This is a genomic window from Nitrosomonas europaea, from assembly GCF_900167395.1.
GTDB lineage: Bacteria > Pseudomonadota > Gammaproteobacteria > Burkholderiales > Nitrosomonadaceae > Nitrosomonas > Nitrosomonas europaea.
Genome location: NZ_FUWK01000018.1, coordinates 1 through 14,898, shown reverse-complemented (window position 1 = coordinate 14,898; position 14,898 = coordinate 1). Strand labels below are relative to the sequence as shown.

Sequence of the window (14,898 nt, the reverse complement as noted above, 5' to 3'; positions counted from 1 at the left end):
CGTTTTCCACCCATAACAGCTTACCAAACAGCCATGGCCCAATTTTTTTCCATACACCCGCAAACGCCTCATACAAGACTGATCCGCCAGGCAGTCGATATCGTACGCAAAGGCGGAGTCATCGCTTATCCAACCGATTCCTGCTACGCACTGGGTTGCCAGATCGGTAACAAAGAGGCGATGGATCGTATCCGTACCATCCGCAAAGTGGATCAGAATCACAATTTCACACTGGTATGCCGGGATCTGGCAGAGATTGCAACGTATGCGAAAGTGGATAATGCACAATACCGTCTGCTCAAGGCAGCCACTCCCGGCAGCTATACCTTCATTCTGGCAGCAACCCGCGAAGTCCCACGCCGTCTGCAGCATCCCAAACGCCACACGATCGGGTTGCGTATTCCTGATCACCCTGTCGTACAGGCTCTACTGGCCGAACTGGACGAACCTTTGCTGAGTTCGACGCTCATTCTTCCTGGAGATGAACTGCCATTGAATGATGCTGGAGAAATCCGCCAGCGTCTGGAGCACCAGATCGAACTGGTCATGGATGCCGGTTCCTGCGGCACCGACATGACCACGGTCATCGACCTGACCGAAACCACCCCGAAAGTTGCCCGTTCTGGAAAAGGCGATCTGTCACCCTTTGGAATCATTAATGGATAATATCATTCAGGGCATCGCCATCTACGCGCTACCCGTCATTTTTGCCATTACCCTGCATGAAGCTGCACATGGATATGTTGCCAAATATTTTGGTGATCTGACTGCAGAAATGGCCGGACGTATCACCCTGAACCCGCTCAGGCACATCGATCCTGTTGGTACTATTCTGCTTCCCCTGATGATGTTTGTAACCAGTAAACTGTTGATGGGAAGTGGCCTGCTTTTCGGCTGGGCCAAGCCGGTACCGGTCAACTTCGGGCGGTTACGTCAGCCCAAAAAAGATATGTTGTGGGTGGCTGCTGCCGGGCCCGGTGCCAATCTGCTGATGGCTTTCTTCTGGGCTGCCATCATCAAACTGGGAATGAACATGCCTGACAGCATTTATCTCAAACCCATGGTCCTGATGGGAATTGCCGGCATCGAAATCAATGTGGTTCTGATGGTGCTGAACCTGCTGCCGCTGCCGCCACTCGATGGCGGGCGTATTGCTGTCAGCCTGCTACCCAGCAGGCTGGCCTGGAAGTTTGCCCAAATCGAGCCCTATGGCTTTATCATTTTGCTGGTACTGTTCATCAGTGGGGTACTGAGCGTAGTGTTATGGCCTCTGATCATATTCACCAAGCAGATGATCGTCACACTCTTCGGCCTCTATATATAAATCGAACTACCTTTACATTTCACCAACCGACCTTGTATTTTTTTGATTCCATGATATCCGGAGCTTTGTAGAATGTTCGTCGACCGTGTTCTCTCAGGCATGCGCCCCACTGGAAACCTGCATCTGGGGCACTATCACGGTGTTTTGAAAAACTGGCTGGCTCTGCAACAGAAGTATGAATGCCTCTTTTTCGTTGCCGACTGGCATGCACTGACGACCCACTATGATTCCCCCGAGATCATCGGACAAAACAGCTGGGATATGGTGATCGACTGGCTGGCTGCGGGAGTGGACCCTGCCCGGGCAACTCTGTTCATTCAATCGAAAGTTCCGGCGCACGCTGAACTGTATCTGCTGCTGTCGATGATCACCCCGCTTGGCTGGCTGGAACGTGTTCCCACTTATAAGGATCAGCAGGAAAAACTTGCTGGAAAAGATCTCAGCACCTACGGCTTTCTTGGGTATCCGCTCCTGCAGAGTGCAGACATCCTGATCTACCGGGCCAATCTTGTTCCTGTAGGTGAGGATCAGGCTCCTCACCTGGAGTTTACGCGCGAAATTTCCCGACGGTTCAATCATATCTTTGGCAAAGAACCGGATTTTGAGAACAAAGTAGCGCAAGCCATCAAAAAAATGGGCTCCAGGAAAGGAAAGCTTTACAGCGAGCTACGCAACCGCTACCAGGAACAAGGTGATGAAAGTGCGCTGATCGCAGCCAGATCACTACTGGAGGAACAGCAAAACCTGAGTACTGATGACCACGAGCGGCTGTCCGGTCATCTGGAAGGAAAAAGCAAGATCATTCTGCCTGAACCACAGACGCTATTGACCCAGGCATCCAGAATGCCCGGTCTGGACGGTCAGAAAATGTCCAAATCGTATGGCAATACGATCGGCCTGCGGGAAGATGCCGACAGTATCACCAGAAAAGTGCGTACCATGCCGACCGACCCGGCACGCATCCGACGCAGTGACCCAGGCAATCCGGAAAAATGCCCGGTATGGCAGTTTCATCAACTTTATTCATCAGCAGAAACCCGCAACTGGGTACAACAAGGCTGCACATCAGCAGGAATCGGCTGTCTGGAATGTAAACAACCTGTCATTCAGGCGATACTAGACGAGCAGGCACCCATTCTGGAACGTGCCAGAATGTACGAGAAGGACCCCGCCCAGGTAAGAAAGATCATTGCTGACGGATGTGAAAAAGCCAACTGGCTGGCCGAGGAAACCATGCGAGATGTCAGAGCGGCACTGGGGTTGGGATATCTCTGATTTGACAACCTGCTTGAATATGGATACAGACAAAATACATTGGACAATCCCACGCTGATCGACCCGGTTGCAAAAGTGCAGGGTGTTCCGCTGCTGGAAGTCCCGCAGGATTTGTACATTCCTCCCGAAGCACTCCAGATTTTTCTGGAAACTTTCGAAGGCCCGCTTGATCTGCTGCTTTATCTGATCCGTAAGCATAATCTGGATATTCTGGACATTCCCATGGCCGAACTCACCCGGCAATATATCGCTTATGTCGAAACCATGCGCGCCGATCAGTTTGAACTGGCTGCTGAGTATCTGCTCATGACCGCACTACTGATCGACATCAAATCCCGCATGCTGTTACCCCGCCCGGTAACCCCCCGGGAAGATGACGCCGACCCCCGTGCAGAACTGGTACGGCGGCTTCTGGAATATGAACGGATCAAGCAGGCTGCCATCCATATACACAGCCTGCCGGTTGCCGGCAGGGACTTCATGCCAGCCTGTATCTGGGTGGATTTCGTTACCGAAAAACAGCTTCCCGGTATCAACCCGCAGGATTTATACGACACTTGGCTTGCCCTGCTGGAACGCCTCAGGCTCAATCGCAACCATACCATTCGTTACGAAACGATTTCTGTGCGAGTGTGTATGAGTGAAATCCTGAGAAACCTTCAATCCCGGGGAAACGTCCCGTTTACCGAACTGTTCAGCGATATCACCAACGTTCATAAACTCGTGGCCAGTTTCCTGGCCTTGCTGGAGCTGGCCCGCGAGGCGCTGGTCGATATCGTTCAGCCAGATCGCTTTGGAATGATCTATGTCCACGCAATCCATACTGACCAAGCCGACTGAAGCAACGGCCTTTCAGCCAGATCAGGTTGTCAGGATTCTTGAGACTGTACTGCTGACGACACCCGAACCCTTGTCCATCAGTGATCTCAAGAAATTATTCGAAGGGAATATCGACAAAAAAACATTGCATGAATCCCTGACCATCCTGAGTGAAAAATGGCATGACAGCGGAATAAATCTGGTCTCGGTCGCGGGAGGCTGGCGTTTTCAAAGCAAACCCGAAATGCAGGTTTTTCTGGATCGGCTCAATCCGCAAAGGCCACCGCGCTATTCACGCGCCGTGATGGAAACATTGGCCATCATTGCTTACCGGCAGCCCGTCACCCGGGGAGACATCGAAGAAATCCGGGGAGTAGCAGTTTCTACCCAAATCATCAAAACCCTGGAATCACGCGGCTGGATTGAAACCATCGGGCAGCGCGATATACCGGGCAAGCCCTATCTTTATGCAACCACCCGGCATTTTCTCGATGATCTGAATCTGCAATCGCTGGAACAGCTACCCTCTCTGGACAGTTTCAATTCGCTCGACCTGTCTGCTGACGAGGCTGAATCGGTCGATACGGATACGACCACCATTCAGGAATCCGGCGAACCCGCCTCACACGAACCGACACAACTTCTTTAATTTGGAGACGCTATGTATCAGCATATCAAAGTACCAACCACTGGCAGCAAAATTCGGGTAAAGGATGATTCTTCCCTGGTTGTGCCCGACAACCCGATCATTCCTTTTATCGAAGGCGATGGTATCGGTGTGGATATCACACCTGTCATGATCAGCGTTGTCGATGGTGCAGTAAAAAAAGCATACGGCGACTCCCGGAAAATTTCCTGGATGGAAATATATGCCGGTGAGAAATCTACCCGGGTCTATGGTCAGGATATCTGGCTGCCAGATGAGACTTTGCAGGCAGCCAAAGAATTCGTGGTATCCATCAAAGGGCCGCTGACCACACCGGTAAGTGGAGGTATCCGCTCGATCAACGTGGCATTGCGCCAGTTACTGGATCTGTATGTGTGCCTGCGCCCGGTACGCTATTTCCAAGGGGTACCCAGTCCGGTCAAACAACCGGAGAAAGTGGACATGGTCATATTTCGTGAAAACTCGGAAGATATCTATGCGGGAATCGAATGGGAAGCCGGAACGGAAGCTGTTGAAAAAGTGATCAATTTCCTGACGGCAGAAATGGGAATTACCAAAATCCGATTCCCTCGTTCCTCTGCGATCGGGATCAAACCGGTTTCAAAAGAAGGCAGTGAGCGTCTGATCAGAAAAGCCATCCAGTATGCAATCGACCATAAACGTCGCTCTGTCACACTGGTGCACAAAGGTAATATCATGAAGTTCACTGAAGGTGCCTTCAAGAAATGGGGTTATGAACTGGCAGCGAAGGAATTCGGTGCGGAGCTACTGGATGGCGGGCCATGGATGATACTGCGGCACAACGGTAATGAAATCATCATCAAAGATGTCATCGCCGACGCCTTTCTCCAGCAAATCCTGCTGCGCCCGGATGAATATGATGTCATCGCCACCCTTAATTTGAACGGTGACTACATTTCCGATGCTCTGGCCGCACAGGTAGGCGGCATTGGAATCGCGCCCGGTGCAAATATGAGTGACAGCATCGCAATATTCGAAGCGACACACGGCACTGCACCCAAATATGCTGGTAAGGATCAGGTCAACCCGGGGTCAATTATTCTGTCAGCAGAAATGATGCTCAGACATATCGGCTGGCATGAAGCAGCCAATATTGTCATCAGCTCAATGGAAAAAACGATTCAGGATCGAATCATGACCTACGATCTGGCAAGACTTACGCCGAACGCCAAACAGGCCACTTCTTCAGAATTTGGGAATGCCATGGTAGCGAGGATGTAACCTCATCTGATTGAGGTTTCCGAAATTGTATCGATCCTCAGAAAACAAGCCCCGACCTGATATTTTATTAATATCAGATCGGAGAGGCTGATCCGACAGGATCAGCCTCTATACATCAGGTCAAGCAGACTGGATATTTGAAGCCTGTTTGCCTTTTGGTCCTTGCGTAACTTCAAAACTTACTTTCTGGCCTTCTTTCAGGGTCTTGAAACCTGTCATATTGATCGCGGAAAAGTGTGCGAACAAATCTTCGCTGCCGTCGTCCGGTGTAATAAAACCAAATCCTTTTGAATCATTGAACCACTTTACTGTACCTGTTGCCATTTCTACTTCCTATAAAAAACTGGGCCGGATACCCTGATACTATTTGAATTTCAAGACCGCAAACGGCTCTAACCAGTGCTGCAGAAAACTTGAAGCCAAACGCCGGTTGCAGTTTTACGCAAAATATGTCTCAAGTCAAGCGATGGATGTGATCTGTCAAATCCTTGCTGATGGAAAATACGGCAGCTAACTGTCCAACCAACTGCTCAAGAAAAACCAGGGCCTTGTCGTAATCGACCCTTATGGCTTCGGGAGATAAACCAGCCGTAAATACCGAGTGAGCTGGATTAGCGGTTAGAATTAATGGAAGTAAGTACTAATAAATCTTTTTCTTATAAAATAAGACATATGAAACATCGGAAAATGTAAGCCATGGCAGCAGATTACCGGAATCCTGAAAGTATCATCGAAAAGGGCAGAGCCAGGTTGAATCCGCCCCCTCTATACAAGGTGATACTGATCAATGATGATTTCACGCCTATGGATTTCGTGGTAAAGGTATTGCGCCATTTCTTTCTCATGAATGAAGAAATGGCAACCAAGGTCATGTTGAAAATTCATATCGAAGGTGCGGGAATCTGTGGAATCTACCCCAGTGACATTGCAGTGACAAAAGTACAGCAGGTCAATGATTTTTCAAGACAAAATCAGCATCCGCTCATGTGTGTGATGGAGAAGGAATAATATGATTGCGCAAGAACTGGAAGTAAGTTTGCATATGGCTTTCGTCGAATCACGGCAGAAACGCCACGAATTCATCACGGTTGAGCATCTGTTACTGGCATTACTGGATAATCCCAGTGCTGCGAAAGTGCTGGTCGCCTGTACAGTCGATATCGAAGATTTGCGCAAATCCTTGCAGGATCATATCGCCCGTCACACTCCGGTTGTCGAAGGTTCCGAAGACGTTGACACCCAGCCCACCCTGGGTTTTCAGCGAGTGATTCAGAGAGCCATTCTTCATGTCCAGTCTTCCGGCAAGAAAGAAGTAACCGGTGCCAATGTTCTGGTTGCGATTTTTGGTGAGAAAGATTCACATGCGGTTTATTTTCTGCAGCAAAGAGGGGTAACACGGCTGGATGTGGTGAATTATATTTCCCACAAGATAGGCAAGGCTGCGCAAAGCAGTGAATCCGAAAAAAATGAGGAAAATGCTGATGGTGAACAGCAGGATTCAGGCAGTACACTGGAAAATTACACTGTCAACCTGAACAGCCAGGCAATCGCCAACCGGATAGACCCCCTGATTGGACGTGAAAAGGAAGTCGAGCGCGTCATCCAGACACTATGCCGCCGTCGCAAAAACAACCCCCTGCTGGTGGGTGAGGCAGGGGTAGGGAAAACCGCCATTGCTGAAGGGCTGGCCAGAAGGATTACTGAAAACCGAGTGCCAGATGTGCTTGCCAATCACCAGGTTTATGCCTTGGATATGGGTGCATTGCTGGCCGGAACAAAATACCGCGGTGATTTTGAACAGCGGCTGAAAGTCGTATTGAAACAGCTTACCGATAACCCCAAAGCCATTTTATTCATCGATGAAATTCATACCCTGATCGGTGCCGGTGCCGCATCGGGTGGAACGCTGGATGCATCCAACCTGCTCAAACCCGCACTCAGCTCGGGCCGGTTGAAATGTATCGGTGCCACCACCTACAACGAATACCGCGGAGTTTTTGAGAAAGATCACGCTTTATCCCGGCGCTTTCAGAAAATCGATGTCTCCGAGCCTGATATCGGTGAAACCGTGGAAATTCTGCGCGGCTTGAAATCCCGTTACGAAAAACATCACAACGTCAAATACACCGAGGTTGCACTGACAGCCGCAGCTGAATTATCAGCGCGTTTCATCAACGACCGCCATTTGCCGGACAAAGCAATCGATGTCATCGATGAAGCTGGCGCAGCACAGCGCATACTGCCCAAATCCAGACAGCGCAAAATTATCGGCCGCCAGGAAATCGAACAGGTCATCGCCGGAATTGCGCGGATACCGCCACAAAACGTATCCAGCGATGACCGCAATAAACTCAAGACACTGGATCGTGACCTCAAAGCCATCGTTTTCGGGCAGGATGCAGCTATTGATGCGCTCACATCTGCCATCAAAATGGCGCGCAGCGGTCTGGGAAATACCTGCAAACCTATCGGCTCCTTCCTGTTTTCCGGACCCACCGGCGTGGGAAAAACTGAAGTTGCGCGTCAGCTCGCCTACACACTGGGAATCCCGCTGCATCGCTTTGATATGTCCGAATACATGGAACGCCATGCCGTTTCAAGACTGATCGGCGCGCCACCAGGATATGTCGGATTCGATCAGGGTGGTCTGCTGACCGAGACCATCATCAAGCAACCGCACGCCGTACTGCTGTTCGATGAAATTGAAAAAGCACATCCCGATATTTTCAACGTCATGCTCCAGATCATGGATTATGGAACGTTGACGGACAACAGCGGACGCAAAGCCGATTTCCGTAACGTCATCATCGTCATGACCACGAATGCGGGTGCCGATGTGCTCACCAGAACATCGATCGGGTTTACCGAACATACCAAATCCGGAGATGAAATGGTCGAAATAAAACGACTGTTCACCCCCGAATTCCGCAACCGTCTAGATGCAATCATCTCGTTCACGTCACTGACTGAAGATATCATATTGCGCGTCGTCGACAAGTTCCTGATCGAACTCGAAACACAGTTACAAGAAAAGAAAGTGGATGTCACATTCACCGACAATTTGCGTAAATACCTCGCTCGCCACGGATTTGATCCGCTGATGGGCGCCCGTCCCATGGCAAGACTTATTCAGGATATCATCCGCCGGGCACTCGCTGATGAACTGCTGTTCGGCCATCTGGCCAATGGCGGTAAAGTAACCGTGGATATTGACGAAGATGGCAAAGCCCGTCTCACATTCGAGGACAAGGAAAACATTGCATCGCCCGCCATTTCCTGAAATATATAATCTATACCCATGTCAGATTTCCAGTGGCGATTCATTGATTTTGCCCTCCAGTATGACGTACTGCGCTTCGGCAATTTCAGAACCAAAGCAGGCCGGCCCTCGCCCTACTTCTTCAATGCCGGCCTGTTCAACGATGGCTTTGCACTGAAGCAACTTGGCCAGTTCTACGCGCAGGCCATCCTTGCTTCCGGAATTCGTTTCGATGCTCTGTTCGGGCCGGCCTATAAAGGCATTCCGTTAGTCAGTACCATTGCCATCGCACTTGCCGAGGCCGGACATAATCATCCCTTCAGCTTCAATCGCAAGGAAATCAAAGATCATGGAGAAGGAGGTGACATCGTGGGTGCTCCACTGGCCGGACGTATCCTGATCGTTGACGATGTCGTATCAGCGGGTTTGTCTGTCGGGGAGTCCATCACACTCATTCACGCAGCCGGTGCCACCCCGTGCGGCATCATGGTCGCGCTCGATCGCATGGAAAAGGGTAAAAGCGAATGCTCCACGCTGCAGGAAATTAAAAATAAATATGATATACCGGTCATCTCCCTGATCACGCTGGACGACATCATCGCTTATTTGCACACCCGGCAAGACCTTGTCCACCATATCCCGGCGATAGAAACCTATCGTACCTTCTACGGCGCAAAGGTACCGGATACCGTTAACCACACAGGCAGAAGTACCTCTGTCTGATGACAGACCCCTATCCACCACATTTTTGCAATCCGCGCAGCTCCATTTTTCGTCACAAGCTGCGCCACCCGAAATTTCATCTTCACGAACGACACCGAGCCCCCCCCGATTGCGAGGAAGCTGCAGCGGATCTTCAATCGCGAATCACGAACAAGGTGTGACGGGTAGCGGCTCGGTACCTTCGTCACCAACCGCTGCTGCCGGATTGCTTCATGCTGCTGGCTTTTCAGGTAATTCCGATTACAATATCCGTTTCTGAGAATGATCAGTCTACTTTTATGGAGAATCCCCAGTCATGATCAAAAACATCATTGGCCGTCTGACTAAAAGGAATACTACTGCTCCGGCAGTCGCACGAACGGACAATACGCTGTTCATCCCGACCAGGCGCCGGTTTCTGTGCACCTGCGGATGCGGAATGTTCTACGTTACTGCTGCCGGGGCAGGACTGCTGGCCGCAGCCACACGTGCAGAAGCCGCTGCGGGCGGTATCGCCATTCGTGTCGGTCATTTACCGGCAGGCTGTGTTTCTCATCTGTTACTGGCAAAAGTAAGAGGCATGTTTGGCAAGGCAGGGCTGAATGTCGTGCTGACACAATTTAACAGTCCTGCCGATTCCATGCAGGCACTGGTCTCCAACAATCTCGAACTGATCCATAGCCCGTGGACCATGACCGCAGCCGCTTACACTGCCGGCACCACCGATTTGCGCATCATCGGTGGCTCAGGCCAGGCCGGGATCGAGCTGGTCGCACGCAATGGCTCGGTCAAATCAGTAGAAGAATTCATCGATGCCGCCGGCAAAGGACTGCGTGTGGGAACCTTGCGGCTGGATACGCTGGAATTGGTCGGATACGGCACGATGTCGCAGCATGGCAAATCCTATGACGACTACCGCATGACCTTCTTCCCAAGTATGGTTGGAATGGGAGAAGCCATTGCCAACAAGGCGCTGGATGTCTGCACACTGGCACAGCCTTACGCCGAACATGTCGTCGCTGAACAGGGAGCGGTTTATCTGACGGATTCAAACTCGGTCTGGGGACCTGAAGCGGCAGACTGTGTTGTCAGTACCAAACTCCACACCATCGATCGGCAGCGTGACGTACTGAAAACTTACCTCAAGGTACTGCAGGAATCTGCCCGTGCCTTTAGCGAAGATTACGAGGCGGTACTGAATGATTTACAACCTATCTATGGCGTACCGCGGCCGATTTTAGCGGTTGCACTCAAACGCCAGTTCCCCAACCCGGTCATCAGCCAGGCGGGAATTGGCGGACTGCGCCAGGGCGCAAAATATCTGGCCGAACTGGGTTACCTCAAACCGGATGTCATCGACACTGTTCTGGATCTGAAATACCAGCCAGCCTGACACGATGCAATCCCATTCCACAGACAGGCCCGACCGGCAGATCACACTGATCAGCCGATTCGTCCGGCTGATTCTCCAGTCAAACTTACTCTGGTTCTGCCTGGCCTGGCTGCTGATCATCCTGCTCTGGGAGCTGGGTTCTTATATGGAGTGGCTGAATCCGCAAATCCTGCCTCCTCCCAGCGAAACCATTCCCTATGCCTTCTCCGGCAATATCAGCATCGGTTTCGGTCAGCAGAGAACCGGGCTGTTCGAAGCCACTGCCATCACCCTTGCACGTGTCGGCATCGGTATGCTGGCCGGGCTTCTGGTCTCATCCTGTCTGGCCGTCATGGTCATCGAACTGCCTCTCCTACGGCGGCTAGTTCTGCCGATTGTCCAGTCACTCGCCCCTATCGCTCCGGTTGCCTGGATTCCCTTCACCATCGCCGTTATCGGTATCGGCGGTCAGGCTGCGGTATTCATCGTATTCATGGCGGTACTCGGAACGATGTCCCTATCGCTGATCGCTGCGCTGGATGGTATTCCGGCTGAATACCTGAAAATTGCCCGCAACCTCGGTACTTCACGCATGAGAATGTGGTGGCACGTGCGACTACCTGCCATTACCCCCGGTGCCATGACTGCCATTCGCATGTCCTTCTTCGGCGCATGGATGGCTGTTCTGGCGGGAGAAATGGCCGGTATCAACTCCGGTCTCGGTTACATGATCATCATGGCACAACAGATGTATAACATGAAACTGGTGATGATCGGTATTCTCGCCATCGGTTTCATCGGCTTTGCCATCGACCGCCTGTTACTGCTGGCAAACGCCAGACTGCTGCAATGGGTACAGTAAACTCCATGAATGATATAGCCACTCATTCCGTCGGCGCCCGGCTGGAATTCAGCAATATCCGTAAATCCTTCGGCAACACCGTTTCGGTCGAAGCAGACAACCTGACCATAGAACCAGGCAGTCTGACTGTACTGCTCGGTCGTAGTGGATGCGGAAAAACCACTCTGCTCAACCTGGCTGCAGGGCTGGATTTTCCGGATCATGGCAGTGTCAGCTACGACAATCAGATACTGCAGGGCCCCGCTCCCGCAACTGCTCTGATTTTCCAGACCCACAACCTGTTCCCGTGGATGACGGCGGAAGAAAACGTCGCTTTTCCTCTACGTAATCAGGGAATGGCAAAATCCGATGCTCAGGAACACGCACGACAGTATCTCAAACAGGTCGGACTGGAATCCTTTTCCGGCCACAAGCCTTCACAACTTTCCGGCGGCATGCGCCAGCGTATCGCCCTGGCGAGAACCATCGCTACAAAGCCGCGGCTGCTGCTGCTGGACGAACCCTTCTCCGCGCTGGATATGCAAACCCGCCGAATGATGCAGCGTTACCTGTTAAGTGTCTGGAACGACTCCGCTGCCACCATACTGATGATCACCCATGACCTGCACGAAGCACTCATGCTGGCAGACCGCATTGCCCTCATGGCCTCTTCTCCCCGGGGGCACATTGCCGAAATCATGGATATTGAACTCACTCGCCCCCGCAACCCGGAAGATCCGGCTTTCCGCGCTATCCAGCAGCAACTCGATCGATTCCTGGAACACGAAACTCTCCTAGCAGAACACGACCCCACCCTCGAATCAACTGATCAACAAAAATAACCGGCACAAAAACTGAATGCCATGCCACCGCGTGACTTGTAAAAACAGTGGTTTTTGTCCTGGTGCAAGTACTGAATCACACTGCCCACCACTCACTACACTTTGTTCGCAGCTCACGGCTGAAGGTCTGCTACGTGACTCACAAAAACGCTACGGTGTTACACTTGCCCGGTGGATCATGATCACTGTTACAAATTACTTGTTCCCACATCGGAGAAAATTAATAAGGGGACGGTTAAGGTGAGGAATGGTTACCGGTCAGGTGGCGGGTAAGGGGCTAGAGATATGGTTGGGGCACTTGCAATTCTGATGGTCGGATATTCGGCAGCGGAAGCCGGGGGGCTGCGTGATTTATTGGAGCAAGGGGGATTGTCAGCCAAAGTGGATTGTGTAGCGATGGCAGATATGCTGCCGGGGAGGTTGCAACAGCAGGAATGGGATCTGGTGCTGACAGATGACCGGCCGGATCTGAGCGCGGCACAGGTGCTGGGTTTACTGGCGAGGCTGGGGCTGGATGTGCCGGTAATTGCGCTGGTTTCCCGGCAGGATGAGCAGGCCGCGGCACATTTGATTGCTGCGGGGGTACAGGATGTACTGCTGAAGTCTGATCCGGTACAACTGATGGCGACAATCCGGGGATGTCAGCGGTATATCGGGCATTTACGGGACTTGCGCGAAGCGCAGTTGGCACTGGAAAGAAGTGAGGCTCGTTTTCGTGCCATTGCTTCCAATCTGCCCGGACTGGTGTTTCAGTTTGTACTGGAATCGGATGGCAGCGTTTTTTTTCCTTATGTCAGCGAGGGTTCCAGGTCATTGCTCGGGCTTTCTCCCGATTATCTGCAGAAAAAACCGAACTCATTTGCCAGGTTGATCGTGGCGACGGATGTCGCAAGTTACGATCAATCGTTGCAGGATTCGTGTGAACATCTCTCAGCATGGAACTGGGAAGGACGTATCCAGGCAAAAGGGGATATGGATGTCAAGTGGATCAGCCTGCGAGCTACGCCACGCCGGACACCACGTGGAGCGGTGCTGTGGGATGGGATTATGCTGAATATCACGCGCAATAAGCAGATCGAACTGGAAATCGCCCGTTCGCGCGCGCAACTGGAGGAGCTCTCGGCTTATTCACAAAAGGCGAAGGAGCAGGAACGGACACGAATTGCCCGCGAGATTCACGATGATATCGGCGGAACCTTGACAGCAATCAAGTGTGAGCTGGTACCTTGTCTGGATAATTCCAGTCGTACGCCCGAGTTTTATCGCAACAAGGCCGAGGCGGTAGAATCGCTGGTCGATATGGTAATCGACAGCACACGCCGGATTGCGCTCGATCTGCGACCGGGAGTGCTCGATTGCGGAATTGTGGCTGCAGTGCAATGGCAGGCACGGGAGTTCAATCAGCGTACCGGCGTTTCCTGTACTGTAGCGTGTGATTATGAAGATATCTCGCTGGATGGTGATCTGGCCGTGGCGATTTTCCGGATTTTCCAGGAAGCACTGACCAATATCGCCAAGCACGCAAATGCATCGGAAGTACGGGTAAAACTGGCTGAAACAGGCAGTCAGGTCTATCTGGAAGTAACAGACAATGGCTGCGGCATTACGAATCCGGACATGGAAAAGGTAAACTCGTTCGGTATACGCAGTATGCGCGAGCGCTGTCAGCAGCTTGGCGGGCAGTTTCATATCCAGGGCGGACCTTTGGCGGGAACCGAGGTGCTGATCCGGATTCCGGTCAATGGTCAGTCGACAGTCGGCCGGGAATCGAGGTTGAACTGAGGCGCATGGGAGTGAGGTTATGATAAAAGTGATGATCACTGATGATCATGCAATTGTGCGCCAGGGGCTCAAGCAGATTTTGAGTGAGACCGGTGATATCAGCGTGACCGGAGAGGCGGAAAATGGCATTCAAGCCATCAGGATCATACGTCAGCAGGCGTTTGATGTGATGCTGCTGGATATCTCACTACCGGACCGAAACGGGATCGAAGTGCTCAAACAAGCCAGGAAGGAGTGTCCGGATCTGGCAGTGCTGATGTTGAGCATGCACAATGAAAACGAGTTTGCAATCCGGGCGCTCAAGGCAGGTGCAGCCGGTTATCTGAATAAGCAAAGCGCACCGGCACAACTGGTCGTTGCGATCCGCCAGGTGGCATCCGGCCAGAAATACATTACACCCGCGCTGGCAATGGAACTGGCGAATGCGATTGCTACCGATAACCTGAGTTCGGGATAAGCCCTTAAGCTTTAGCCAGGCTGTTGACCCTGGTCAGATTCAAAGTTGGTTTGTTATCGGACAAACAGTAAGCGACGATACCAGCCATTAGGTTAACGATAAAATTGAAGAGAGAGCGGTGTCGGGTATGCTCGATCTGGCAAAGATTCTTCAATTCATCAAAGACGGTTTCAATCAGGGAACGGCGACGCAGAATGACTTTCTCGAACCTGGTACGAGGCACAGGCCTCATGTTTTTCCTGAGGGGAGTAATGAGTTGAAGGTTTTGCTGGTCCAGTGCTTCAGTGAGCCACTGGGCGAGGTAGCCTTTGTCGGC

The 14,898-nt window shown here is 51.8% G+C and carries 15 protein-coding genes and 1 pseudogene; 14 read left to right on the top strand and 2 right to left on the bottom strand.

Annotated elements, in window-relative coordinates; all coding sequences use genetic code 11:
- The first annotated feature begins 33 nt into the window (after positions 1 to 33).
- The 6 genes from B5D58_RS06955 (at position 34) to icd (ending at position 5,327) form a co-directional block, all read left to right on the top strand.
- Positions 34 to 666, top strand: coding sequence for an L-threonylcarbamoyladenylate synthase (locus B5D58_RS06955; RefSeq protein ID WP_011112279.1), 633 nt, complete (start codon positions 34 to 36; stop codon positions 664 to 666).
- On the top strand, positions 659 to 1,324 hold the full coding sequence (locus B5D58_RS06950) for a site-2 protease family protein (RefSeq protein ID WP_011112280.1): 666 nt from the start codon (positions 659 to 661) through the stop codon (positions 1,322 to 1,324). Before B5D58_RS06955 ends, B5D58_RS06950 begins: the two co-directional genes overlap by 8 nt.
- A gap of 72 nt (positions 1,325 to 1,396) precedes the next feature.
- Positions 1,397 to 2,599 carry a tryptophan--tRNA ligase gene (locus tag B5D58_RS06945; RefSeq protein ID WP_011112281.1) on the top strand — a complete coding sequence of 401 codons (1,203 nt, stop codon included), beginning with the start codon at positions 1,397 to 1,399 and terminating at the stop codon, positions 2,597 to 2,599.
- A 39-nt stretch (positions 2,600 to 2,638) separates the two neighbouring features.
- The gene (locus B5D58_RS06940; RefSeq protein ID WP_011112282.1) at positions 2,639 to 3,439 is read left to right on the top strand and encodes a segregation and condensation protein A; all 801 of its coding nucleotides are present in this window, start codon (positions 2,639 to 2,641) and stop codon (positions 3,437 to 3,439) included.
- The gene (scpB, locus tag B5D58_RS06935; protein ID WP_011112283.1) at positions 3,405 to 4,067 is read left to right on the top strand and encodes an SMC-Scp complex subunit ScpB; all 663 of its coding nucleotides are present in this window, start codon (positions 3,405 to 3,407) and stop codon (positions 4,065 to 4,067) included. Before B5D58_RS06940 ends, scpB begins: the two co-directional genes overlap by 35 nt.
- 12 nt (positions 4,068 to 4,079) lie before the next feature.
- Entirely contained in the window at positions 4,080 to 5,327 is a 1,248-nt protein-coding gene (gene icd, locus B5D58_RS06930; protein WP_011112284.1) for an NADP-dependent isocitrate dehydrogenase, read from the top strand.
- A 120-nt stretch (positions 5,328 to 5,447) separates the two neighbouring features.
- Here icd and B5D58_RS06925 read toward each other — a convergent pair whose 3' ends face one another.
- Positions 5,448 to 5,651, bottom strand: a complete 204-nt coding sequence (locus B5D58_RS06925; protein WP_011112285.1) for a cold-shock protein — start codon at positions 5,649 to 5,651, stop codon at positions 5,448 to 5,450.
- A 372-nt stretch (positions 5,652 to 6,023) separates the two neighbouring features.
- Between B5D58_RS06925 and clpS the strand changes: the two genes are divergently transcribed.
- The 8 genes and pseudogenes from clpS to B5D58_RS06885 all read left to right on the top strand — a co-directional run.
- Complete coding sequence (gene clpS, locus B5D58_RS06920) at positions 6,024 to 6,335, top strand: ATP-dependent Clp protease adapter ClpS (protein ID WP_011112286.1); 312 nt, start codon at positions 6,024 to 6,026, stop codon at positions 6,333 to 6,335.
- A gap of 1 nt (position 6,336) precedes the next feature.
- A complete protein-coding gene (gene clpA, locus B5D58_RS06915; RefSeq protein WP_011112287.1) occupies positions 6,337 to 8,607 on the top strand; it encodes an ATP-dependent Clp protease ATP-binding subunit ClpA in 2,271 nt (756 codons plus the stop codon).
- Positions 8,608 to 8,625: 18 nt separating this feature from the next.
- Complete coding sequence (pyrE, locus tag B5D58_RS06910) at positions 8,626 to 9,309, top strand: orotate phosphoribosyltransferase (RefSeq protein WP_011112288.1); 684 nt, start codon at positions 8,626 to 8,628, stop codon at positions 9,307 to 9,309.
- 295 nt (positions 9,310 to 9,604) lie between these two features.
- On the top strand, positions 9,605 to 10,681 hold the full coding sequence (locus tag B5D58_RS06905) for an ABC transporter substrate-binding protein (protein WP_011112289.1): 1,077 nt from the start codon (positions 9,605 to 9,607) through the stop codon (positions 10,679 to 10,681).
- A gap of 4 nt (positions 10,682 to 10,685) precedes the next feature.
- Positions 10,686 to 11,522, top strand: a complete 837-nt coding sequence (locus B5D58_RS06900; RefSeq protein ID WP_011112290.1) for an ABC transporter permease — start codon at positions 10,686 to 10,688, stop codon at positions 11,520 to 11,522.
- A gap of 5 nt (positions 11,523 to 11,527) precedes the next feature.
- Entirely contained in the window at positions 11,528 to 12,343 is an 816-nt protein-coding gene (locus B5D58_RS06895; protein ID WP_041357224.1) for an ABC transporter ATP-binding protein, read from the top strand.
- 285 nt (positions 12,344 to 12,628) lie between these two features.
- Positions 12,629 to 14,125 carry a hybrid sensor histidine kinase/response regulator gene (locus tag B5D58_RS06890; RefSeq protein WP_011112292.1) on the top strand — a complete coding sequence of 499 codons (1,497 nt, stop codon included), beginning with the start codon at positions 12,629 to 12,631 and terminating at the stop codon, positions 14,123 to 14,125.
- 19 nt (positions 14,126 to 14,144) lie between these two features.
- Positions 14,145 to 14,564 (top strand): annotated as a pseudogene (locus B5D58_RS06885) (response regulator); the annotation flags it as partial.
- Between the two features lie 22 nt (positions 14,565 to 14,586).
- Here the strand turns inward: B5D58_RS06885 and B5D58_RS06880 are convergent.
- The coding region (locus B5D58_RS06880; RefSeq protein ID WP_143779555.1) for a transposase at positions 14,587 to 14,898 on the bottom strand (312 nt) is incomplete at its 5' end.